Here is a 20,416-nt window from a genome sequence, read left to right on the forward strand (position 1 = left end):
GAACGAACGGGCAATGGCCATCGAGTACCGCATTACTCTCGACGACAATCATCAGTTCAGCTACCGGATCGAGCTGAACCGCGAATATGACCCAGTCCAGGCGCAACAGGCCCCCGCCTGGACGCGCCTTGAACATCAGCAATGCAGCAATTGTCCGCTGAGTCGCGAGCAGTTCAGCCATTGTCCGGCAGCGGTCGATCTGCATCGGGTGATCGAGGATTTTCGTGGCCTGCCAGCTTTCAAGAAGGCCAGCGTCTGGGTGCGCACACCGGAGCGTGAGTACACCAAGCAGGTCGGCCTGGAGGAGGGCCTGCGTGCGCTGCTCGGGGTTATCATGGCCACTAGCGCCTGTCCGGTGCTGGCGCGCCTGAAACCCATGGCGCAGCACCATCTGCCCTTTGCCAACAATCAGGAATTCATCCTGCGCGCGGTATCGCTGTACCTGACGCGGCAGTATTTCAACATGCGCGAGGGGCGTCTGGCCGATTGGGAGCTGAAAGGGCTGGTGCGCCTGTTCCAGCAACTGAAGCTGGTCAATCAGGCTTTCTGGCAGCGCATTCACGACACCTGTGAAGGCGACTCCAACCTCAAGGCCTTCCTCACCTTCTTCTCGATGTCATCGAGCATGACGGTGTCGCTGGAAACCCAGCTGCAGAAGATTCGCCCGCTGGTCATGAGCGCAGGCGATTCGTTCGAGTAAGGCCGAAGCGAAAAAGCTCGCCGCTGAAGCGCCTCCCACGGGCAGAGCCAATGCGGCTACTGTGGGAGGGGCTTCAGCCGCGACGCGATCTCAAGCGCCTTTTTCGCCTTTCTTCAGGCGCACTGCGAGTACATCGCAGGGCGCGCCGTGCAGTACGTCATTAGCGGTCGAGCCCAGCAACAGCGCCAGGCCGTGGCGGCCATGGCTGCCGACCACGATCAGGTCGCAACCCTGTTCTTCGGCCAGGCGGTGGATCTCCTGGCGTGGTTGCCCGTAGGCCAGGTGACGCTGATCAGCGGTGAGTTCCGGGTACTTGCCGGTAAAGCTGTCCAGGCGCTCGCGTGCCTGCTCGAACTGTTGTTGCTGCAGCATCGACAGATCCATCGGCACGTCACCACCGAAGGCCATGGCCATGGGTTCGACGATATGCACCAGAGACATCTTGGCGCCACTGGCCTTCGCCAGCTTCTGCGCACGTGTCACGACAGGGTCGCATTCCTCGGTCAGGTCGACGGCGACCAGAATGTGCTGGTAGGGCATGGTGAACTCCTCCTTAAGGGGGGCAAATGGCTCTGTCTCAAGTATGGCCCCATTGTGTGGGATAGGGCGACTGGTCGTGAAAAAGGCAAAGAAAAGCCCGGTGCTAGCACCGGGCAAGAGTTGGGCCAGGCAGGCCGGAAACATGGGGCATCAGTGCTGGCTGGTGGCGTACTGGGCGGCAACGGCTTCCAGGCCTTCGATGATGCTGTCGGAATACTTGCTGATCAGGAAAGGTACGGTGTTTTCGTTGTAGTTGCGCAGGGAGTTCTCGATGTAACGCCATTTGGTGCCGATGGCGCTCAGGGCCGCGTTGATCTCCGGGGTGTTCTGCTGGGCGGCGCTGAGATTGTCCAGCTTGCTGGCGAATTCACCGGCCAGCTCGTCGATGGCGCGTTCTTCGCCGCCGCCGAAGAAGCTGGCGCCGACCGAGGCACTGCGTGAAGCGTAGTCCAGAGCGATATTCTGCATCAGCAGGCTCTGCTCGCGGCTCTTCTGCGTCAGTTGCGGTACGCTGAAACCGCTTTCTTGCTGAATCTTCTGATACAGCTCCTGACTGATGGCCATGATGCGCTGATTGTTCTCGGCCAGATCGGCGACGGGTTGCAGGTCGGTGAAACCCTGGCTGCGCATGGCGTCCATCAGTACCTGGAGCCCGCTGCGATAACTTTGCCAATTGGTTTGCAGCTGCGCGCGTAGCGCCTTGCTCGCATCGCCGGGCATTTTGCCCAGATCGTTCAGGTGTGATTGGCCTTCCTGCAGGGACTCGCCAATCATCCGTGCGTAGCGCTGGTCGCCTTCCATGCCGTTATACATGTAGAAATCGCCCAGGCTTTTCTGGGTTGCCAGGCGCAGCTGGTGCAGGCGAAGCAGATCATTGGCTGGCGCGGCGCTGAGCAAGGTGGAGGAGAGTGAGGTGACGACGAAAAGGAGCAGGGCGCTCAGGGGAAATACAAGCGAACGGCGGCTCGACATTGGCGACTCCGTATGGCCCATCGAGGGGCTCGATTTGTTTTTGTGTTGCCCTCAGGTGGCGCTGTGCCAGCTGAAAGTGAGACGACTGTACCCGGAGCGGGGCGATTTGGCTAGGCGCCTGGACCTGTCCATACCAGGCAGGCAGACGCTCGCAATGGCGCGTTATTGACGCTGTTTATTGGAACCGGCTGGAGGCCACGAATGACCAGGCCTGCAGAAAACGTCGGGAAATCGACGAAAAGAGGCCAATTGACAAGTGCAGGCTTTTCCCTGAAGGTGTGCACACCCAAATCAAACGGGCGTATGAATTGAGCGTTTGCCTTGTCAGGCGCGCCATATGCAGCCCGAATATCGCGTCGGTGGGTGTGTCGTACCGATTGGGGCTATGCTCGTGCGGCGCTGCCGCGGGCTGGCCTGCCGGTTGGCTCCGATGTGTACTGTTCAGCTTCCATACCGTGGAGATCAGTTGATGATTTACGAAGGTAAAGCCATCACGGTTAAGGCTCTTGAGAGCGGCATCGTCGAATTGAAGTTCGACCTCAAGGGTGAGTCCGTCAACAAATTCAACCGTCTTACCCTCAACGAGCTGCGCGCCTCCGTCGACGCGATCAAGGCTGACGGTTCGATCAAGGGCGTGATTGTCACCAGTGGCAAGGACGTGTTCATCGTCGGCGCCGATATCACCGAGTTCGTCGACAACTTCAAACTGCCCGACGCAGAGCTGGTGGCTGGCAACCTGGAAGCCAACAAGATCTTCAGTGATTTCGAAGACCTCGCCGTGCCGACCGTCGTCGCCATCAACGGCATCGCCCTGGGTGGCGGTTTCGAGATGTGTCTGGCCGCTGACTATCGCGTAATGAGCGCCAGTGCCAAGATCGGCCTGCCGGAAGTCAAACTGGGCATCTACCCGGGCTTCGGCGGCACGGTGCGCCTGCCGCGCGTGATCGGTACCGATAACGCCGTGGAATGGATCGCTTCGGGCAAGGAGAACCGTGCCGAAGACGCCCTGAAAGTGGGCGCCGTCGATGCTGTGGTCAGTGCAGACAAGCTGCAGGCCGCCGCTCTCGATCTGGTCAAGCGCGCCATCTCCGGCGAGCTGGACTACAAGGCCAAGCGTCAGCCCAAGCTGGAAAAGCTCAAGCTCAACGCCATCGAGCAGATGATGTGCTTCGAGACCGCCAAGGGCTTCGTCGCTGGCCAGGCCGGCCCGAACTACCCGGCGCCGGTCGAGGCGATCAAGACCATTCAGAAAGCGGCCAACTTCGGTCGTGACAAAGCGCTGGAAGTCGAGGCCGCCGGCTTCGTCAAGCTGGCCAAGACCTCGGTTGCCGAGAGCCTGATCGGTCTGTTCCTCAACGATCAGGAATTGAAGAAGAAAGCCAAGCACCACGACGAGATCGCTCGCGACGTGAAACTGGCCGCCGTACTCGGCGCCGGCATCATGGGTGGCGGCATCGCCTATCAGTCGGCCTCCAAGGGCACCCCGATCCTGATGAAGGATATCCGTGAAGAGGGTATCCAGATGGGCTTGAACGAGGCTTCCAAGCTGCTCGGCAAGCGCGTCGAGAAAGGCCGCATGACCCCGGCGAAGATGGCCGAAGCCCTCAATGCCATCCGTCCGACCATGTCCTACGGCGATTTCGGTAACGTCGACATCGTCGTCGAAGCCGTGGTCGAGAACCCCAAGGTCAAGCAGATCGTGCTGGCCGAAGTGGAAGGCGTGGTGCGTGAAGACGCCATCCTGGCCTCCAACACCTCGACCATCTCCATCTCCCTGCTGGCCCAGGCGCTCAAGCGTCCGGAAAACTTCGTCGGCATGCACTTCTTCAACCCGGTGCACATGATGCCGCTGGTGGAAGTCATCCGTGGCGAGAAGTCCAGCGAAGTGGCCGTAGCCACCACCGTTGCCTACGCCAAGAAGATGGGCAAGAACCCGATCGTGGTCAACGACTGCCCGGGCTTTTTGGTCAACCGCGTGCTGTTCCCGTATTTCGGCGGCTTCTCCAAGCTGCTGGGCTTCGGCGTCGACTTCGTGCGCATCGACAAGGTGATGGAGAAGTTCGGTTGGCCCATGGGCCCGGCTTATCTCTCCGACGTGGTCGGCATCGACACTGGCCACCACGGCCGTGACGTGATGGCCGAAGGCTTCCCGGACCGCATGGCCGTGGAAGGCAGGACTGCCGTCGACGTGATGTACGACGCCGACCGCCTGGGCCAAAAGAACGGCAAGGGCTTCTACGCCTACGAGACCGACAAGCGCGGCAAGCCGAAGAAGGTCACCGACCCGGCTGCTTACGAGCTGCTCAAGTCCATCGTGGTCGAAGAGCGTGAAGTCAGCGACGAGGACATCATCAACTTCATGATGATCCCGCTGTGCATGGAAACCGTTCGTTGCCTGGAAGACGGCATCGTCGACACCGCAGCCGAGGCCGATATGGGCCTGATCTACGGTATCGGCTTCCCTCCCTTCCGTGGCGGTGCGCTGCGCTACATCGATTCCATCGGTGTGGCTGAATTCGTCGCCCTGGCTGACAAATATGCCGAGCTGGGCGCCCTGTACCACCCGACCGCAAAACTTCGCGAAATGGCCGCCAAGGGCCAGAAGTTCTTCGGTTAATCGTGCAGCGAACAGAGCGAGAGTAGAAATATGAGCCTGAATCCTAGAGATGCAGTGATCGTCGACTTCGGTCGTACCCCGATGGGTCGTTCCAAGGGCGGCATGCACCGTAACACCCGCGCGGAGACCATGTCCGCGCATCTGATCAGTAAGCTGCTGGAGCGTAACGCCAAGGTCGATCCGGCCGAAGTCGAGGACGTGATCTGGGGCTGCGTCAACCAGACCCTGGAGCAGGGCTGGAACATCGCACGCATGGCATCGCTGATGACCCAGATCCCGCACACCAGTGCCGGCCAGACCGTCAGCCGCCTGTGCGGTTCGTCCATGAGCGCCCTGCACACCGCCGTGCAGGCGATCCAGACCGGCAACGGCGACGTGTTCGTCGTCGGCGGTGTGGAGCACATGGGCCACGTTGGCATGATGCACGGCGTCGACCCGAACCCGCACCTGTCGCTGTACGCCGCCAAGGCGTCCGGCATGATGGGCCTGACCGCTGAAATGCTGGGCAAGATGCACGGCATCAGCCGCGAGCAGCAGGACGCCTTCGGTGAGCGTTCGCACCGTCTGGCGCACAAGGCCACTGTCGAAGGCAAGTTCAAGGATGAAATCATCCCGATGCAGGGCTACGACGAGAATGGCTTCCTGAAGGTGTACGACTTCGACGAAACCATTCGTCCGGAAACCACCCTGGAAAGCCTGGCTGCGCTGAAGCCCGCGTTCAACCCGAAAGGCGGCACCGTGACTGCAGGTACGTCCTCGCAGATCACCGACGGCGCCTCCTGCATGATCGTCATGAGCGCCCAGCGCGCCCAGGATCTGGGCATCCAGCCGATGGCCGTGGTTCGCGCCATGGCCGTTGCTGGTGTCGATCCTGCGATCATGGGTTACGGCCCAGTACCGTCCACCCAGAAGGCCCTCAAGCGCGCCGGTCTGAGCATGGCTGACATCGATTTCGTCGAGCTCAACGAAGCATTCGCCGCCCAGGCTCTGCCTGTGCTGAAGGACCTGAAGCTGCTCGACAAGATGGAAGATAAGGTCAACCTGCACGGCGGCGCGATCGCCCTGGGTCACCCCTTCGGTTGTTCCGGTGCCCGTATCTCCGGTACCCTGCTCAACGTCATGAAACAGAACGGCGGCACCTTGGGTGTCTCCACCATGTGCGTGGGCCTTGGCCAAGGCATCACCACCGTCTTCGAGCGCGTTTAAGCGTCAGCGGACAGAAACCGGGGCCCAGTGCCCCGGTTTTGCTTTTTACGGCTTTTTATATTGGGAACCGCTCATGCAGTTGCAGCCAGGACTCTATCGCCACTACAAAGGTCCGCAGTACCGCGTATTCGGGGTGGCCCGCCATTCCGAGAACGAGGAAGAGGTGGTGGTCTACCAAGCGCTGTATGGCGAGTTTGGCTTGTGGGTAAGGCCGCTGAGCATGTTCTGTGAAGAGATCGAAGTGGACGGCGAGCGCGTTCCACGCTTTGCTTTGATTCAGGCCGAAGTCAGCCCCATCGGCGCTTCGCAAGTCTGACTGCGCAGCCCCTGCGCTTGACCTTCGCTTGGTCACCACTATATATAGCGGGGCCTTAGAGGGCGTCTACAAATTGCTGCTCTCGGCCATGCTGCGTTGAAACCAGCCTCAAAATGCTCATGTACAGCTCGTACACTGCGCTTTTTCGACTGTTTTCGCCTTGCCTGACCTTCGCTCGCTGCTTTGTAAACACCTTCGGCTTCGTGCCTTCTATATTTCGCAATTCAGGAATCTTCTGATCCATGGGCAAATCGCTGGTCATCGTGGAATCCCCGGCCAAGGCCAAGACCATCAACAAGTACCTGGGCAGCCAGTACGTGGTGAAGTCGAGCATCGGCCACATCCGTGACCTGCCTACCAGTGGCTCGGCAAGCGCCACCAAGGAGCCTGCCAAGCGCGGCAAGGCTGCTGCTGGTGAAGCGCCTGCGCTGTCGCCCAAGGAAAAGGCCAAACGCCAGCTGTTCACGCGTATGGGGGTCGACCCCGAGCACGGCTGGAAGGCCAAGTACGAGATCCTCCCCGGCAAGGAAAAGGTGATCGAAGAACTGCGCCGTCTGGCCAAGGATGCCGACACCATCTATCTCGCAACCGACTTGGATCGCGAGGGGGAAGCCATCGCCTGGCACCTGCGCGAATCCATTGGTGGCGATGACAGCCGCTACAAGCGTGTGGTGTTCAACGAGATCACCAAGAAGGCGATTCAGGAAGCCTTCTCCAAACCGGGCGAGCTGGACATCAACCGCGTCAATGCACAGCAGGCGCGCCGCTTCCTCGACCGCGTTGTGGGCTACATGGTCTCGCCGCTGCTGTGGGCGAAGATCGCTCGTGGCCTGTCTGCCGGTCGTGTGCAGTCTGTAGCCGTGAAGCTGGTGGTGGCGCGCGAGAAAGAAATCCGTGCCTTCGTCCCGGAAGAGTACTGGGAAGTGCATGCCGACCTCGGCACCGCGAAGAACGCCAAGGTGCGTTTCGAGGTGGTGCGCGAGAGCGGCGCTGCCTTCAAACCGGTCAATGAAGCACAGGCCATGGCCGCGCTGGAGAAGCTCAAGGCTTCCAGCTACAGCGTGGTCAAGCGTGAAGACCGCCCGACCAGCAGCAAACCGTCGGCACCCTTTATTACCTCCACCCTGCAGCAGGCTGCGAGCAACCGCCTGGGCTTCGGGGTGAAGAAAACCATGATGATGGCTCAGCGTTTGTACGAAGCTGGCTACATCACCTATATGCGTACCGACTCGACCAACCTTTCGAACGACGCCGTGGAGATGGTGCGTGGCTTCATCAGCAGCGAGTACGGCGACAAGTACCTGCCGGGCAAGCCGATCCTGTACTCGAGCAAGGAGGGCGCTCAGGAGGCGCACGAAGCGATTCGTCCGTCCGACGTCAACCTGCGCCCGACCCAGTTGTCCGGCATGGAGCGTGATGCCGAGCGCCTGTATGACCTGATCTGGCGTCAGTTCGTCGCCTGCCAGATGCCGCCGGCCGAGTACTTGTCCACCAGCGTCACCGTTGCTGCCAGCAACTTCGAGCTGCGCGCCAAGGGCCGCATCCTCAAGTTCGACGGTTACACTCGCGTGTTGCCGCAACAGAGCAAGCCGGGCGAGGACGACGTCCTGCCGGAAATGAAGGAGGGCGAGGGCCTCAAGCTGATCCAGCTCGACCCCAGCCAGCACTTCACCAAGCCACCGGCGCGTTACTCCGAAGCCAGCCTGGTCAAGGAGCTGGAAAAACGCGGGATTGGTCGTCCGTCCACCTATGCGGCGATCATTTCCACCATTCAGGATCGTGGCTACGTCACGGTGCACAACCGTCGCTTCTACGCCGAGAAGATGGGCGACATCGTCACCGAGCGTCTCGACGAGAGCTTCGCCAACCTGATGGATTACAGCTTTACCGCCACCATGGAAGAACATCTCGACGATGTGGCTCAGGGCGAGCGCGAGTGGAAGCACCTGCTCGACGAGTTCTACGGTGATTTCAAGAAGAAGCTCGAAGTTGCCGAGGCGGGTGAGGGCGGCATGCGTGCCAACCAGCCGACGCTGACCGATATTCCCTGCCGCGAGTGCGGCCGGCCGATGATGATTCGCACCGCCTCCACCGGCGTGTTCCTCGGTTGCTCGGGCTATGCGCTGCCACCGAAGGAGCGTTGCAAGGCCACCATCAACCTGGTGCCGGGCGATGAAATCGCGGCTGACGATGAAGGCGAATCCGAGTCCCTGGTGTTGCTCGGCAAGCATCGCTGCCCGATCTGCGCCACCGCGATGGATGCCTACCTGCTGGATGAAACCCGTAAGCTGCACATCTGCGGCAACAATCCCGATTGCAGCGGCTACGAGATCGAGCAGGGCCAGTACCGCATCAAAGGCTACGAAGGTCCGAGCCTGGAGTGCGACAAGTGCGGTAGCCAGATGCAGCTCAAGACGGGCCGCTTCGGCAAGTTCTTCGGTTGCACCAACACGAGCTGCAAGAACACCCGCAAGTTGCTCAAGAACGGTGAAGCGGCGCCGCCGAAGATGGACAAGGTGGATATGCCGGAGCTCAAGTGCGAGAAGGTGGACGACACCTACGTGCTGCGCGACGGCGCATCGGGCCTGTTCCTTGCTGCCAGCCAGTTCCCCAAGAACCGCGAGACGCGTGCGCCGCTGGTGCTGGAGATCGTTCCGCACAAGCATGAGATCGATCCCAAGTACCACTTCCTTTGCGATGCCCCGCAGAAGGATCCGGATGGCCGTCCGGCGGTGATTCGCTACAGCCGCAAGACCAAGGAGCAATACGTGCAGTCCGAAGTCGATGGCAAGCCGACTGGCTGGCGTGCGTTCTTCGATGGCGGCAAATGGAAGGTCGAGGACAAGCGCTAGCGCTTGATCACGACCTGCCGCGCGTCGGCCTGGCGTCGTAACAGCGGCGCCCTGAATGCCTGACGAGATGCGCGTCAGGCAGGGCAGACGCGCGTATCATGACCCATCTGCTGTGGAGGTCGCCGTAATGGCCAAAGAAATCTATACCCGTACCAATCAGAAGATCTTCTTCGCCGGTATTGCCCTGGATAACTGGCGCAAGGCCGAAGCCTCCTCCGCGTTTAATGTGCAGGCTCTGGCGCAGGCCGAGCGCGAGGCTGCCCTGTTTCACCTTTATGGCGGGCTGCTTGGGCTGTGTCATGAGATTGCCGGCTATTACCGCATGAACGACGTGACGCCTTCGCGTGTCGAGTCCTTTGTGCAGCAGGCTGTGCTTGATGGCTCGCCCAGCCCGGAACTGGCCGAACTGGTCGAGTTGGCGCAGCAGCGCGAAACCTGGCTGGCCGAGCTGCTGGCGGCCTATGCTGCGCTGTTCCAGCCCCCGCGTGAGGAGCACAGGGCTAAGGTCGATCCGTCCCTGCCCTTGATCACAGCCATCAGCGTTGGCGAAGAACCGGCCGAGCTGAGCATCGATGAGGTCGATGTCTGGCGTCAGCAGCTCAAGACTCTGGTGCTACGCTTTCGCGAAGGCCTCAGCGAGTGCTGATCGGGTTTAACTGGACCAGTGGACTGGGGATGACCCCGGCTGACTGTTACAATGTCGTGTTTTTGCACAGAGACTGAGCCATGCCCACATCCTTCCTGGAAATCGTCGAACTGCCCGATGGGCGTATTGCCCTGCGTCGCGCAGAGGATGAAGAGGCCCTGGTGACTCTGGACTTCTCCTCTGATGCCAAGGCTTTCCTGCAGGGGCAGCACATCGAGGTGGCTAAGGCCATGCTCAATGTGGGTGTGCAGATGGCCGGCCGAATGGCTGAGGGTGATTTCAGTGGTGAAGACGAAGGCGCGCGCGTTCTCCACTGAATCGCTACGGTTCGACGAAAACGGGGCTCCATTGGAGCCCCGTTTTCATTTGCGCAGATGCAACCTGGCGAGTTCAACCCAGGCTGATATTCAGGCTCTGCGCGCCGCCTGCATTGGCGGCCTGTGCAAGGCGCTGGCGAGTGCTGCTCTCGACCGGATGCAGCCAACTGATCACGGTATGGCTGCGGCCGAGTTTCAGGGCTTCTTCCGCCAGTGCCAGGGCATTCTGCCCCTGCCGTGGATGCAGCAGGAGAATGCGCTCACGATTCAGACCTGCCTCGCGCAGCCAGCTTTGCGTAAGGCTGGCTGGTGGTGCCACCAGGGTCAGCCAGCGCGCGTCCTGGTTCTCGCTCAACTCGCGCAGAATCGGGGCCAGCAAGTGCAGGCAGTGGCCGGCAGCGCCACGTAGAGCGAGTTCGCTGAACGCCTGATCATCCTCGTTGCGAGAGATGTCTTCGGTTGCTAACCGTGGCTCACTCGACGTTCGGCCAAGAAAGGCGTCGAAAAGGGGAAGTTGTGGACGCTCGAACGACTGCTGCACGTGCATGGTGTCTCCTCAGCGGCGGATTACACCGACGCTCAAACCTTCGATGACCAGATCCTGGTGTTCCAGATCCACTTCGATCGGTGCAAATTCAGGGTTCTCGGCAATCAGCCAGACCTTGTTGCCCTCGCGCTTGAAGCGCTTGACCGTCACTTCATCGTCGATACGGGCGACGACGATCTGGCCATTGCGGGCTTCCCGGGTGGTGTGCACGGCGAGCAGATCACCATCGAAGATGCCGATGTCCTTCATGCTCATGCCGCGTACACGCAGCAGATAGTCGGCTTTGGGCTGAAAGAATGCCGGGTTGATCTGGCAGGATTCCTCGACATGTTGCTGTGCAAGGATCGGTGCGCCTGCGGCGACACGGCCGATTACCGGGAGGCCCGTATCCTCGTTCGCAGCGCCTGCCTCGAAGCCGGGAATGCGGATGCCGCGTGAAGCGCCTGGCGTCATCTCGATGGCACCCTTGCGGGCAAGGGCCTTGAGGTGCTCTTCTGCGGCGTTGGGTGATTTGAACCCCAGTTCCTGAGCGATTTCCGCGCGGGTGGGTGGGTAGCCGTTGTCTTCCAGGCAGCGCTTGATGAAGGCAAGGATCTCGGCTTGGCGTGGCGTCAGTTTCAGCATGGCTGGGCTCTGTCTTTTTATACAGTGACTGGGATTATATACAGTAAGCGGGGCTTGGCAACGCCCATTTTGCGAAGGCCTGCCGTCCGGCTTGTTACCCATGCCGGGTCATCTGCGTCTCTGCTTGTTGTAAGCTGTGACCCGCCGGCCAAAAGACGGCTGATGCGGCTTGACAATTCAGTGGAATGAAACGTATGTTTCAAACAAGTGTTTGTCAGGTGATAACTCATGGCTCAGTCGGAAACCGTTGAACGCATTCTCGATGCTGCGGAACAGCTGTTCGCGGAAAAAGGCTTCGCCGAGACCTCGCTGCGCCTGATCACCAGCAAGGCTGGGGTCAACCTGGCTGCCGTCAACTATCACTTCGGTTCGAAGAAGGCGCTGATTCAAGCGGTCTTTTCGCGTTTCCTGGGACCTTTCTGTACCAGCCTGGAAAAGGAACTCGATCGCCGTCAGGCCAAGTCCGAAACCCAGGTTTCCCTTGAGGAGCTGCTCGAGCTTCTGGTCGAGCAGGCCCTGGCTGTCAAGCCGCGCAGCGGTAACGACCTGTCCATTTTCATGCGCCTGCTCGGTTTGGCCTTCAGCCAGAGCCAGGGTCACTTGCGCAAGTATCTGGAAGAGGTCTACGGCAAGGTTTTCCGTCGTTACATGCTGCTGGTACATGAGGCGGCGCCGCGTATTCCACCACTGGAACTGTTCTGGCGTGTGCACTTCATGCTCGGCGCTGCGGCGTTCAGCATGTCCGGTATCAAGGCTTTGCGCGCGATGGCCGAGACTGATTTCGGCGTCAACACCTCGATCGAGCAGGTGATGCGCATGATGGTGCCGTTTCTGGCTGCCGGCATGCGTTCGGAAACCGGTATCGCCGATCCGGCATTGGCCGGCGCGCAACTCAAGCCGCGCAGCAAGACACCCAGCACCATGCCCAAGGTTTGACCTGGCGGCAGGTGGGCTTGGCTTCGCCCTTCGGCTAAGCTAGCGGCCCATGTCCGATCTAGATCTACTCCATATCTCCATTGCCGATCAGGCGCTCTACGGCTTCAGTGCCGGGCGGCTGCTGCTGAGCTTGCCTGTCTCCACTGCGCTCGGTGGGGCGGGTGAGCTTAACGGCTCAGGCTGTACGCCGCGCGGGCTGCATCAGGTGCGCGCGAAAATCGGCGCTGGTTTGCCTCTGGCGGCCGTATTGCGCAGTCGTCGCTGGACGGGGGAAGTGTGGTCACCTGAGCTGCACGAGCAGTTTCCTGGCCGTGACTGGATTCTCACCCGTATTCTCTGGCTGAGCGGTCTTGAATCGGGGCGCAATCGCCTGGGCGAGGTCGACACCTTTCGCCGTTATATCTATCTGCATGGCACGCCGGATACGGAACCCATGGGTACACCGTTGTCCCATGGCTGCATTCGTTTGCGTAACGCCGACATGCTGGCGCTTTTCGAGTGCGTACCGCTGCATTGCAAAGTGCGTATCGATGAGGCGCCGTGCCCGCAGTGGGCTGCAGACCTAGACTTCACCTGAGGAAATAGACTCATGCAAGGCTCTTTGATGATGGACATCGCCGGCACCTGGTTGACCGCCGAGGATCGCCAGATGCTGCGCCAGCCCGAAGTGGGTGGTCTGATCATTTTTGCCCGCAACATCGAATCGCCGCGCCAGGTGCGCGAGCTGTGCCAGAGCATCCGTGCGGTGCGCCCGGACCTGCTGCTGGCGGTGGACCAGGAAGGTGGACGGGTGCAGCGTCTGCGTCAGGGCTTTGTGCGCTTGCCGGCGATGCGCGCCATCGCCGACAACGACAATGCCGAGGTGCTGGCCGAGCACTGCGGCTGGTTGATGGCGAGCGAGGTGTTGGCGGTTGGCCTGGATCTGAGCTTTGCGCCGGTACTGGATCTCGACCACCAGCGCAGTGCGGTGGTGGGCAGTCGTGCCTTCGAGGGGGATCCGCAACGGGCCACCACGCTGGCGGCCGCTTTCATCCGCGGCATGCATCAGGCAGGGATGGCCGCTACCGGCAAACACTTCCCCGGGCACGGCTGGGCCGAGGCGGATTCTCATGTCGCCATCCCGCTCGACGAGCGCAGTCTCGATGAAATCCGCGCTTGCGACATGCAGCCGTTCAAAGGTCTGGTGCACGAGCTCGATGCAGTGATGCCGGCGCATGTCATCTATTCTCAGGTTGACGAACAACCGGCTGGCTTCTCCCGTCGCTGGTTGCAGGACATCTTGCGTGGCGAGCTTGGCTTCGAGGGTGTGATCTTCAGCGACGACCTGTCCATGGCGGGTGCCCACGTGGTCGGTGATGCTGGCAAGCGTATCGAGGCGGCGCTCGCTGCGGGCTGCGATATGGGGCTGGTGTGCAATGACCGTGCTTCGGCCGAGCTGGCGCTCAGTGCGTTGCAGCGTCTTCGGGTGACGCCGCCTGCGCGCCTCGAGCGCATGCGTGGCCGTGCTCATGCCGCTACCGAATACCGCCAGGCCCCACGCTGGCTTACCGCTGTGGCGGCCCTGAGAGCTGCCCAGTTGCTTGACTGAGGATCTGCCAATGACTGTCTACGCCATTATCGGTGGTACCGGCCTGACCCAGTTGGAGGGCTTGACGATTCACGAAGCGCTGCCGCTGGATACACCTTACGGCGCGCCCTCGGCCGATATCCTGTGCGGCAGCTACGCCGGGCGCGAGGTGCTGTTCCTTGCCCGGCACGGACAACCACATCGGATTGCGCCGCACCAGGTGAACTACCGGGCCAACCTCTGGGCGCTCAGGCAGGCCGGCGCCAACGCCATTGTCGCCGTCAATGCGGTGGGGGGGATTCATGCTGCCATGGGCGCTGGGCATTTCTGCGTGCCACATCAGATCATCGATTACACCTCCGGGCGTGCGCACACCTTTTACGAAGGCGATCTGGAGCACGTGACCCACGTCGATTTCAGTCAGCCGTACGACAAGCAGTTGCGCGAGGCGTTGGTGGCGGCACTGCGTGCCGAGAATGCGGCATTTAGCGATCACGGGATCTATGGCTGCACCCAGGGACCGCGACTGGAAACGGTGGCGGAAATCGCTCGCATGGAGCGCGATGGTTGCGATCTGGTGGGCATGACCGGTATGCCCGAAGCGGTATTGGCGCGCGAGTTGGCGCTGCCCTATGCCTGCCTGGCGCTGGTGGTGAATCCGGCGGCGGGGAAATCCAGCGCCCTGATCACCATGGCCGAGATCGAGCGAGTGATCGAGCAGGGCATGGGGACGGTCAAGGCGGTGCTGGCGCGTGTGCTGAGTAACTAGCTTCTCTATAAAGACAGCGGTCTATGCCCGCCAGTTGAGCATCGACGTGCCGAATCTGCAGGAGCGGCGCCCCGCCGTGAACTTGGGCGGCGCGCGTCTGAAAAACTTTGCTCGGGGCGGGCTCCTGCGAAAAGCCTGGTGGCATTGGATCTCTGCTCAAAGCGGCCTGATGCGTACCAGTGCGCCCAGGCTGCCATGGTCCAGGTAGGTCAGACTGTTGTCCTTCAGGCGTTGAGCCACCTTCATGTGCTCGCTGCTTTCGAGCAGGCCGTCGACACTGAATCGGTTGATCCAAAGTTCCAGGTCCAGGTCGGCAAAGCGCTCCTGGGTAAAACTCAGAGTGCCTTCGATCGCGTGGTGGCCGAAGTGCTCTTCACCACTGCTGACGGCCATTCGGCTCGGTGAGTTGCCGATGGTCTGGCTCCAGGCCTTGTGCAGCAAAACCTGATAGCCGTTGCCCGGATTGAGCTTGGCCGCCTCGCCATCGAGCGTTGTCGGGCGTTCGTTGCCGGTGATCGGCAATGCCGTGCCTGCCCAGTCGTCCGGCGCCACCTGGGGCGCGATGACCGGTTCGCCGGCCTGGCGGAAGACCAGCAGTTCGACCTGGTAAAGACGTTCGGCAAAAGCACTCGGTGCCAACAGGCAGAGCAGCAGGGCGATCAGGTGCAGTGGGCGCATGTGTGAGTCCTTCAGGTGGTGGGCGCGAGGCGCTCGAGCAGGGCTTCCAGGGTGTTGAAACGCTCTTCCGCGCGCTCCATCGGCACCTGGATCTTGAAGACGGTGGCGCCTTCGAATTTGTAGCGTTTGGGCTGAGCCTGGATCAGCTTGATCAGGGTCAGCGGGTCGACGCAGGTTTCCGCGGCGAACTCGATGCGTCCTCCTTGCGGTCCTGCATCCACCTTTGTGATACCCAGCTTGTCGGCCTGCAGCTTGAGCAGGGTCAGGCGCATCAGGTTCTTGGTCGGCTCCGGCAGCAGGCCGAAGCGGTCGATCATTTCCACCTGCAGCTCCTTAAGGCCGTCCTCGTCGCTGGCGTTGGCGATGCGTTTGTAGAGGATCAGGCGGCTGTGCACGTCGGGTAGGTAGTCCTCGGGGATCAGCGCCGGTACACGCAGGTTGATCTCCGGGCCGCCGCCCAGTGGCTGGTCGAGGTTCGGTTGTTCGCCTTTCTGAATGGCCTTGACCGCACGCTCGAGCATTTCCATGTAGAGGGTGAAGCCGACGGCCTGAATCTGGCCGCTTTGGCCGTCGCCAAGCAGTTCGCCGGCGCCGCGAATTTCCAGATCATGGGTGGCCAGGACGAAGCCGGCGCCCAGGTCCTGGGCATTGGCGATGGCCTCCAGGCGTTTTTCCGCATCCGGGGTCATCTGCTTGCGCGGCGGGGTGAGCAGGTAGGCGTATGCCTGGTGGTGGCTGCGGCCGACACGGCCGCGCAACTGGTGCAACTGGGCCAGGCCGAACTTGTCGGCGCGGTCGATGATGATGGTGTTGGCACTGGGCACATCGATGCCGGTTTCGATGATGGTGGAGGCCACCAGCACGTTGAAGCGCTTGTGGTAGAAGTCACTCATCACCTGCTCGAGGTCGCGTTCGCGCATCTGCCCGTGACCGATGCCGATACGCGCCTCGGGCACCAGTTCGGCCAGATCGGCGGCGCATTTTTCGATGGTCTTTACATCGTTGTGCAGGTAGTACACCTGGCCACCGCGCAGCAGCTCGCGCAGCAGCGCTTCCTTGATGGTCGGCTTGTTGCTTTCCATGACGAAGGTGCGCACCGAGAGGCGGCGTGCCGGCGGCGTGGCGATGATCGACAGGTCGCGCATACCGGCCACGGCCATGTTCAGCGTGCGCGGGATCGGCGTGGCGGTCAGGGTGAGGATGTCCACCTCACTGCGCAATGCCTTGAGCTGTTCCTTCTGGCGCACGCCAAAGCGATGTTCTTCGTCGATGATGGCCAGGCCGAGGTTGTGGAACTTGACGTCATCCTGCAGCAACTTGTGCGTGCCGATGACGATATCCACCTTGCCCTCGGCCAGTTGCTGTACGGCCTCGTCGACTTCCCTGGCGCTCTTGAAGCGGCTCATCACCTCGACCTTCACCGGCCAGTCGGCGAAGCGGTCGCGGAAACTGTTGTAGTGCTGCTGGGCGAGCAGGGTCGTGGGAACCAGCACGGCGACCTGCTTGCCGCTATGCACGGCGATGAAGGCCGCACGCATGGCCACTTCGGTCTTGCCGAAGCCGACGTCGCCGCAGACCAGGCGATCCATCGGTTTACCGGCGAGCATGTCGGCGCGTACGGCATCGATGGCAGCCTGCTGATCCGGGGTTTCCTCGAAGGGGAAGCCGGCGCTGAAGGTGGCGTAGTCCAGAGCTGGGTCCTGGAAGGCGAAGCCTTCGCGGGCGGCGCGGCGGGCGTATATGTCGAGCAGCTCGGCGGCAACATCGCGCACCTGCTCGGCCGCCTTGCGCTTGGCCTTCTGCCAGACCTCCGAGCCAAGGCGGTGCAGCGGTGCCAGGGCATCGTCGCTGCCGGTGTAGCGCGCGATCAGGTGCAGGCTGGCGACCGGCACATAAAGCTTGGCTTCGTCGGCGTACTGCAGGGCGAGAAATTCGGCGGCCTGGCCGTCGAATTCCATGGTCACCAGGCCCAGGTAGCGGCCGACGCCGTGATCGATATGCACCACCGGTGCGCCTTCGCGCAGCTCGGTGAGGTTCTTGATCACGTTGTCGCCACCTTCGCGGCCTTTTTCGCGGCGACGACGCTGCATGACGCGCTGGCCGAACAACGGGCTCTCGGCGATCAGCGCCAGGTCGTCGAGCAGCAGCCCCTCATCCAGGGGCGCGATGCAGATGTTGAGGCGCTCGGGGCTGGCGACGAAGGCCGACCAGCCGTCGACTTCCCTGGGCTTGAGCTTGAGGCGGGCGAGCAGCTCCAGCAGCACTTCGCGGCGCCCGGCCGATTCGGCGCAGAACAGCACGCGGCCCGGATACTCTTCGATAAAGCGACGCAACGCAGCCAGCGGCTCGCCGGCCTTGGCCTGAATCGCCAGGTCGGGCAGGGCGCGTGCATCAAAACGGGTCTGGCCGACGCCGGGCTCGATGTCATCCTGGTTGACCACCACTCGCGGCCAGCTCTTCAGGCGGGCGAAGCAGTCCTCGACCGGCAGGAAAATGTCGGCAGGTGGCAGCAGCGGGCGTTCCGGATCGACCCGGCGATCCTCATAACGGTTGCGCGCATCGGTCCAGAAGTGTTCGGCGGCCTTCTCGATGCCGGGTAGAGAGAACACCTGGGTGTCGCCTGGCAGGTAGTCGAACAGGGTGCCCGTCTCTTCGAAGAACAGCGGCAGGTAGTACTCGATGCCGGCTGGGGTGATGCCGGTGGAAAGGTCCTGATAGATCGGGCAGCGACGGAAATCCACGTCGAAGCGCTCGCGGAAACGCCCACGAAAATCGGTGACGGCTTTCTTTTCTAGCGGAAATTCACGCGCCGGAAGCAGGCGGATCGACTCGACCTTGTCCACCGAGCGCTGGGTCTCGGGGTCGAAGGTGCGCAGGGTTTCGATTTCGTCGTCGAACAGGTCGATGCGGTAGGGCGTGTCACTGCCCATCGGGAACAGATCGATCAATGCGCCGCGCACGGCGAACTCGCCATGCTCATACACCGTATCGACGCAGCGGTAGCCGGCGGCCTCCAGGCGTGTGCGCATCTGCTCGACATCGAGTTTCTGGCCCACATCCAGCACCAGGCTGCCACCCAGCAGAAAACGCTTCGGTGCAAGGCGGTGTAGGGCGGTGGTGATCGGCACTACGAGGATGCCACGGCTCAGTTGCGGCAGGCGGTAGAGCGCCGCGATGCGTTGCGAGATGATGTCCTGGTGCGGCGAGAAGACGTCGTAGGGCAGGGTTTCCCAGTCGGGAAAGTGCAGCACTGGAAGATCGGGGGCGAAGAACGCCAGTTCTTCCTGCAGCCGCTCGGCGCTCTGGCTGCCTTCGGTGAGCACCAACGTGAAGCGTCCAGCACCGCTGGCCGCTTCGGCGATGGTCAGGGACAGGGCGGCGCCAGGCAGGTTGCCCCACTGTTGTTTGCCGGCGCTGGCCGGTAGAGACGGAAGACGCAGTACGGACACGGGCGGCTCACGGTCGTGACGAAAGGCCGGGAATTGTAGCGGGGCTTGGTGGTCAATGTCAGTCGCGACAGGCGCGCATTGCTCATGCCCGCGCGCGCCGTCATAATGTAGCCCCTTTTTTCAGCCCCTACATGTGGAAGGTACTGCCCGTGACTCAGAAGCCCGACCAGTGTCTCGGTGAATGGATCGATCGTGAAGCCCTCGCGGAAGCGATGATTCCGCTGATTGGTCAGCTCTACCGCAACAACAATGTGGTGACCTCGATTTATGGCCGTGGCCTGATCAATCGTTCGGTCATCGACATCCTCAAGGCTCACCGTTTCGCTCGTCATCGCCTTGCCGATGAGACCGAGCTGTCGGTGCACGACACCTTCCCCATGCTCAAGGCCATGAGCGAGCTCAAACTGGGTGCCGCCTCGGTGGACCTGGGCAAGCTGGTCGCCAAGTTCAAGGCCGAAGGCGCTGGTCGCGGCGTCGAGCAGTTCGTCAAGGACGAGCTGGCCGACGTAGTGGGCAAGCAGAACGGTTCGGCGCGTGAGGGCACTGATGTGGTTCTCTACGGCTTCGGTCGTATCGGCCGTCTGCTGGCGCGCATCCTGATCGAGAAGACCGGTGGTGGCGACGGCCTGCGTCTGCGCGCCATCGTCGTGCGCAAGGGTGCCAGCAACGATCTGGTCAAGCGCGCCAGCCTGCTGCGTCGTGACTCGGTACACGGCAAGTTCAACGGCACCATCACCATCGATGAAGAGAACAGCACCCTGACGGCCAACGGCAACCTGATCCAGGTGATCTATGCCAAGGAGCCGAAGGAAGTCGACTACACCCAGTACGGCATCAAGAACGCGCTGCTGGTGGACAATACCGGTGTGTGGCGCGATGCCGAGGGCCTGGGTCAGCACCTGGCTTGCCCGGGCGTCGATCGCGTTGTCCTCACTGCGCCTGGCAAGGGCGCGCTGAAGAACATCGTGCATGGCATCAACCACAGCGAAATCACTGCTGATGACAAGATCATCTCTGCCGCTTCCTGCACCACCAACGCCATCGTGCCGGTGCTCAAAGCGGTCAATGATCAGTACGGCATCATCAACGGTCACGTCGAGACCGTTCACTCGTACACCAACGACCAGAACCTGATCGACAACTTCCACAAAGGCAGTCGTCGTGGTCGTAGTGCCGCGCTGAACATGGTCATCACCGAAACTGGCGCCGCAACCGCTGCAGCCAAGGCGCTGCCAGTGCTGAAAGGCAAGCTGACCGGCAACGCCATTCGTGTGCCGACGCCGAACGTGTCGATGGCCATTCTCAATCTGAACCTCGAGAAAGCCACCAGCCGTGAAGAAATCAACGAGTACCTGCGCCAGATGGCCATGCACTCGGATCTGCAGAAGCAGATCGACTTCGTCAGCTCGCAGGAAGTGGTATCGACCGACTTCGTCGGTTCGCGCCATGCTGGCGTGGTCGATGCCGAAGCCACCATCGCCAACGACAACCGTGTCGTGCTCTACGTCTGGTATGACAACGAGTTCGGTTACAGCTGCCAGGTGGTTCGCGTGATGGAAGACATGGCTGGGGTCAACCCGCCGGCCTTCCCGCGCTAAGCGCCGGGGTCGCATGAAAAACGGGAGCTTCGGCTCCCGTTTTTTTATGTGCAGGAAATGACCCGGTGGAAGTTGGCGAGTT

At 61.5% G+C, this 20,416-nt stretch carries 18 protein-coding genes; 12 read left to right on the forward strand and 6 right to left on the reverse strand.

Translation table 11 applies throughout. The features are described 5' to 3' along the window. Positions 1-13 precede the first annotated feature (13 nt). Positions 14-700, forward strand: coding sequence for a DUF6901 family protein (locus tag H3221_RS15340; protein ID WP_003462081.1), 687 nt, complete (start codon positions 14-16; stop codon positions 698-700). A gap of 90 nt (positions 701-790) precedes the next feature. On the opposite strand, the gene H3221_RS15345 is transcribed toward H3221_RS15340, so the two are convergent. Both H3221_RS15345 and H3221_RS15350 read right to left on the reverse strand, forming a co-directional pair. Then, a complete protein-coding gene (locus tag H3221_RS15345; protein WP_017677654.1) occupies positions 791-1,240 on the reverse strand; it encodes a universal stress protein in 450 nt (149 codons plus the stop codon). Between the two features lie 150 nt (positions 1,241-1,390). Beyond that, positions 1,391-2,212, reverse strand: a complete 822-nt coding sequence (locus tag H3221_RS15350; protein WP_196474457.1) for a hypothetical protein — start codon at positions 2,210-2,212, stop codon at positions 1,391-1,393. 469 nt (positions 2,213-2,681) lie between these two features. On the opposite strand from H3221_RS15350, the gene fadB reads away from it, so the two are divergent. From fadB to H3221_RS15380, 6 genes are all read left to right on the forward strand, one after another. Beyond that, on the forward strand, positions 2,682-4,829 hold the full coding sequence (gene fadB, locus H3221_RS15355) for a fatty acid oxidation complex subunit alpha FadB (protein ID WP_125878626.1): 2,148 nt from the start codon (positions 2,682-2,684) through the stop codon (positions 4,827-4,829). 30 nt (positions 4,830-4,859) lie between these two features. After that, the gene (gene fadA, locus H3221_RS15360; protein WP_196474458.1) at positions 4,860-6,035 is read left to right on the forward strand and encodes an acetyl-CoA C-acyltransferase FadA; all 1,176 of its coding nucleotides are present in this window, start codon (positions 4,860-4,862) and stop codon (positions 6,033-6,035) included. A 73-nt stretch (positions 6,036-6,108) separates the two neighbouring features. After that, positions 6,109-6,351: a DUF1653 domain-containing protein gene (locus H3221_RS15365; RefSeq protein WP_074855894.1), complete on the forward strand. Its 243-nt coding sequence runs from the start codon at positions 6,109-6,111 to the stop codon at positions 6,349-6,351. 242 nt (positions 6,352-6,593) lie between these two features. Next, a complete protein-coding gene (gene topA / locus H3221_RS15370) occupies positions 6,594-9,203 on the forward strand; it encodes a type I DNA topoisomerase (RefSeq protein ID WP_196474459.1) in 2,610 nt (869 codons plus the stop codon). 127 nt (positions 9,204-9,330) lie between these two features. Then, on the forward strand, positions 9,331-9,849 hold the full coding sequence (locus H3221_RS15375; RefSeq protein WP_196474460.1) for a DUF6586 family protein: 519 nt from the start codon (positions 9,331-9,333) through the stop codon (positions 9,847-9,849). A gap of 80 nt (positions 9,850-9,929) precedes the next feature. After that, positions 9,930-10,166, forward strand: coding sequence for a hypothetical protein (locus H3221_RS15380; protein ID WP_196474461.1), 237 nt, complete (start codon positions 9,930-9,932; stop codon positions 10,164-10,166). Positions 10,167-10,239: 73 nt separating this feature from the next. Here the strand turns inward: H3221_RS15380 and sulA are convergent, their stop codons facing one another. Both sulA and lexA read right to left on the reverse strand, forming a co-directional pair. Further along, positions 10,240-10,713 (reverse strand): SOS-induced cell division inhibitor SulA, encoded by a 474-nt coding sequence (sulA, locus tag H3221_RS15385; RefSeq protein WP_196474462.1) that lies wholly within the window; start codon positions 10,711-10,713, stop codon positions 10,240-10,242. Positions 10,714-10,722: 9 nt separating this feature from the next. Further along, the gene (lexA, locus tag H3221_RS15390) at positions 10,723-11,337 is read right to left on the reverse strand and encodes a transcriptional repressor LexA (RefSeq protein ID WP_074855904.1); all 615 of its coding nucleotides are present in this window, start codon (positions 11,335-11,337) and stop codon (positions 10,723-10,725) included. 228 nt (positions 11,338-11,565) lie between these two features. Here lexA and H3221_RS15395 point away from each other — a divergent pair, with 228 nt between their 5' ends. From H3221_RS15395 to H3221_RS15410, 4 genes are read left to right on the forward strand one after another with little or no spacing between them, the layout of a single operon-like run. Continuing rightward, complete coding sequence (locus tag H3221_RS15395) at positions 11,566-12,273, forward strand: TetR/AcrR family transcriptional regulator (RefSeq protein ID WP_196474463.1); 708 nt, start codon at positions 11,566-11,568, stop codon at positions 12,271-12,273. A gap of 49 nt (positions 12,274-12,322) precedes the next feature. After that, the gene (locus tag H3221_RS15400; protein ID WP_196474464.1) at positions 12,323-12,850 is read left to right on the forward strand and encodes a L,D-transpeptidase; all 528 of its coding nucleotides are present in this window, start codon (positions 12,323-12,325) and stop codon (positions 12,848-12,850) included. Between the two features lie 12 nt (positions 12,851-12,862). Then, positions 12,863-13,861, forward strand: coding sequence for a beta-N-acetylhexosaminidase (gene nagZ / locus H3221_RS15405; RefSeq protein ID WP_196474465.1), 999 nt, complete (start codon positions 12,863-12,865; stop codon positions 13,859-13,861). Positions 13,862-13,871: 10 nt separating this feature from the next. Continuing rightward, the gene (locus H3221_RS15410) at positions 13,872-14,609 is read left to right on the forward strand and encodes an S-methyl-5'-thioinosine phosphorylase (protein ID WP_196474466.1); all 738 of its coding nucleotides are present in this window, start codon (positions 13,872-13,874) and stop codon (positions 14,607-14,609) included. 156 nt (positions 14,610-14,765) lie between these two features. On the opposite strand, the gene H3221_RS15415 is transcribed toward H3221_RS15410, so the two are convergent. Continuing rightward, positions 14,766-15,287, reverse strand: coding sequence for a peptidoglycan binding protein CsiV (locus H3221_RS15415; RefSeq protein WP_196474467.1), 522 nt, complete (start codon positions 15,285-15,287; stop codon positions 14,766-14,768). Between the two features lie 11 nt (positions 15,288-15,298). Beyond that, positions 15,299-18,736, reverse strand: coding sequence for a transcription-repair coupling factor (gene mfd / locus H3221_RS15420; protein WP_196474468.1), 3,438 nt, complete (start codon positions 18,734-18,736; stop codon positions 15,299-15,301). Between the two features lie 131 nt (positions 18,737-18,867). Here mfd and H3221_RS15425 point away from each other — a divergent pair, with 131 nt between their 5' ends. Then, positions 18,868-20,334, forward strand: a complete 1,467-nt coding sequence (locus H3221_RS15425; RefSeq protein ID WP_196474469.1) for a glyceraldehyde-3-phosphate dehydrogenase — start codon at positions 18,868-18,870, stop codon at positions 20,332-20,334. Positions 20,335-20,416: the final 82 nt, after the last annotated feature.

This window comes from Pseudomonas chaetocerotis (assembly GCF_015712105.2).
Lineage (GTDB): Bacteria > Pseudomonadota > Gammaproteobacteria > Pseudomonadales > Pseudomonadaceae > Aquipseudomonas > Aquipseudomonas chaetocerotis.

Coding starts and splice junctions, on each gene's coding strand:
- H3221_RS15410 (WP_196474466.1), top strand. CDS start 13,872: ATGACTGTCTACGCCATTATCGGTGGTACCGGCCTGACCCAGTTGGAG.
- sulA (WP_196474462.1), bottom strand. CDS start 10,713: ATGCACGTGCAGCAGTCGTTCGAGCGTCCACAACTTCCCCTTTTCGAC.
- nagZ (WP_196474465.1), top strand. CDS start 12,863: ATGCAAGGCTCTTTGATGATGGACATCGCCGGCACCTGGTTGACCGCC.
- H3221_RS15380 (WP_196474461.1), top strand. CDS start 9,930: ATGCCCACATCCTTCCTGGAAATCGTCGAACTGCCCGATGGGCGTATT.
- H3221_RS15400 (WP_196474464.1), top strand. CDS start 12,323: ATGTCCGATCTAGATCTACTCCATATCTCCATTGCCGATCAGGCGCTC.
- H3221_RS15425 (WP_196474469.1), top strand. CDS start 18,868: ATGTGGAAGGTACTGCCCGTGACTCAGAAGCCCGACCAGTGTCTCGGT.
- H3221_RS15395 (WP_196474463.1), top strand. CDS start 11,566: ATGGCTCAGTCGGAAACCGTTGAACGCATTCTCGATGCTGCGGAACAG.
- H3221_RS15345 (WP_017677654.1), bottom strand. CDS start 1,240: ATGCCCTACCAGCACATTCTGGTCGCCGTCGACCTGACCGAGGAATGC.
- H3221_RS15365 (WP_074855894.1), top strand. CDS start 6,109: ATGCAGTTGCAGCCAGGACTCTATCGCCACTACAAAGGTCCGCAGTAC.
- fadA (WP_196474458.1), top strand. CDS start 4,860: ATGAGCCTGAATCCTAGAGATGCAGTGATCGTCGACTTCGGTCGTACC.
- H3221_RS15415 (WP_196474467.1), bottom strand. CDS start 15,287: ATGCGCCCACTGCACCTGATCGCCCTGCTGCTCTGCCTGTTGGCACCG.
- H3221_RS15350 (WP_196474457.1), bottom strand. CDS start 2,212: ATGTCGAGCCGCCGTTCGCTTGTATTTCCCCTGAGCGCCCTGCTCCTT.
- topA (WP_196474459.1), top strand. CDS start 6,594: ATGGGCAAATCGCTGGTCATCGTGGAATCCCCGGCCAAGGCCAAGACC.
- H3221_RS15375 (WP_196474460.1), top strand. CDS start 9,331: ATGGCCAAAGAAATCTATACCCGTACCAATCAGAAGATCTTCTTCGCC.
- fadB (WP_125878626.1), top strand. CDS start 2,682: ATGATTTACGAAGGTAAAGCCATCACGGTTAAGGCTCTTGAGAGCGGC.
- H3221_RS15340 (WP_003462081.1), top strand. CDS start 14: ATGGCCATCGAGTACCGCATTACTCTCGACGACAATCATCAGTTCAGC.
- lexA (WP_074855904.1), bottom strand. CDS start 11,337: ATGCTGAAACTGACGCCACGCCAAGCCGAGATCCTTGCCTTCATCAAG.